1 protein-coding gene and 1 pseudogene are annotated in these 1,275 nt (G+C 43.9%); both read right to left on the reverse strand.

Annotated features, from left to right (window positions below):
- Window positions 1–90: 90 nt before the first annotated feature.
- Window positions 91–186 (reverse strand): annotated as a pseudogene (locus tag PX481_RS01885) (nucleotidyltransferase family protein); the annotation flags it as partial.
- 35 nt (window positions 187–221) lie between these two features.
- Window positions 222–1,259, reverse strand: coding sequence for a fatty acid desaturase (locus PX481_RS01890; RefSeq protein ID WP_002757796.1), 1,038 nt, complete (start codon window positions 1,257–1,259; stop codon window positions 222–224).
- Window positions 1,260–1,275 lie beyond the last annotated feature (16 nt).

Genomic DNA, 1,275 nt, shown 5'->3' on the forward strand with positions numbered 1-1,275 from the left:
AATTATTTTTATTCATAAATATTTTACACAATTCATACCAGGTAAGCAAGAGGGCTACGGCACTACTACCGAATCATTAGCCAATTTCACTGCATCAGCTTCATCCCTTGCCACTGAACCAAATAAAGACAAAGACTTTACCCCCAGTTTTGGCAACTCTTCTCGGTGTGAGAGGAGGAGGCAGATTTTGCTGCCGTTTCCTCCTGATAGCTAAGATAGGATCAGTTTTTGCGGTAAAAAATCTTACTGCCTTGGTCACTGACAAAATGACAATTGCGGTAGGACCGCCAGAGAGATTTGAAAATCGGTTCTTTCGAGACGCGATAATAGTCTCCTAAGACGGGACGGATGGCCTCGGTTGCTTCTTGGAGATGATAGTGGGGAATAGTGATAAAAATATGATGGGCGACGTGAGTACCAATTTGGTGATGGATGGGATTAAAGATGCCATAATCGCGATCGATGGTAGAAAGCGCCCCTTTGAGAAAGTACCAATCTTGACCGCGATACCAGGGAATATCATCTTCGGTGTGGTGTAGGAATGTCACCAAGTCCAACCAAACCACAAAGACGATATAGGGCATGATGTAGTAGTTAAACAGAAACCAAAAGCCGTAGCTAATACCCACCCCGATTAATAGACCTAACATAAAGGTACAGCAAACGGTGCTAGTCAGTACCTGCCACCGTTCCGAGGGGCGAAAGAGGGGGCTTTCGGGCATAAAATGGGACCCCTGTTTATTAGGGGAACGACGGAAAAGATAAAGGGGATAAACAAATAAAATTAGCTGAAAACGAGCTAATTTTTCGTACCAAGCCATATTGTTATACTGGGTTTCCGTGACGGGATACCAACTTTCATCGGTGTCGATATTGCCAGTATTAGCGTGATGGGTGCGATGACTGATGCGCCAACCGTGGAAAGGTACGAGAATGGGAGTATGACTGAGATGACCGATTAAGTTATTTAACCAACGATAACGGGAAAAGGAACCGTGACCGCAATCGTGACCGACGACAAATAAGGACCAAAACATGGTTCCCTGCATAAACCAAAAAAGGGGGAAGAACCATGCTTGATTAATCTGGTAAGTTATCCAGTAAAGTAGGGTAATAATGCCAATATCAAAAAAAAAGTAAGCTAAAGAGCGAAAAACGCTTGATTGGAAGCAACGGGCCGGGATAGCTAGACGGACATCCTGTAGGGTAAATGGCAAAAATTCTCTTTTTAGGGAGGGTTTAGGTAGGGTTTGGGACACTAGGTTATAACTCAAG

Source organism: Microcystis sp. M53603_WE2, assembly GCF_030065435.1.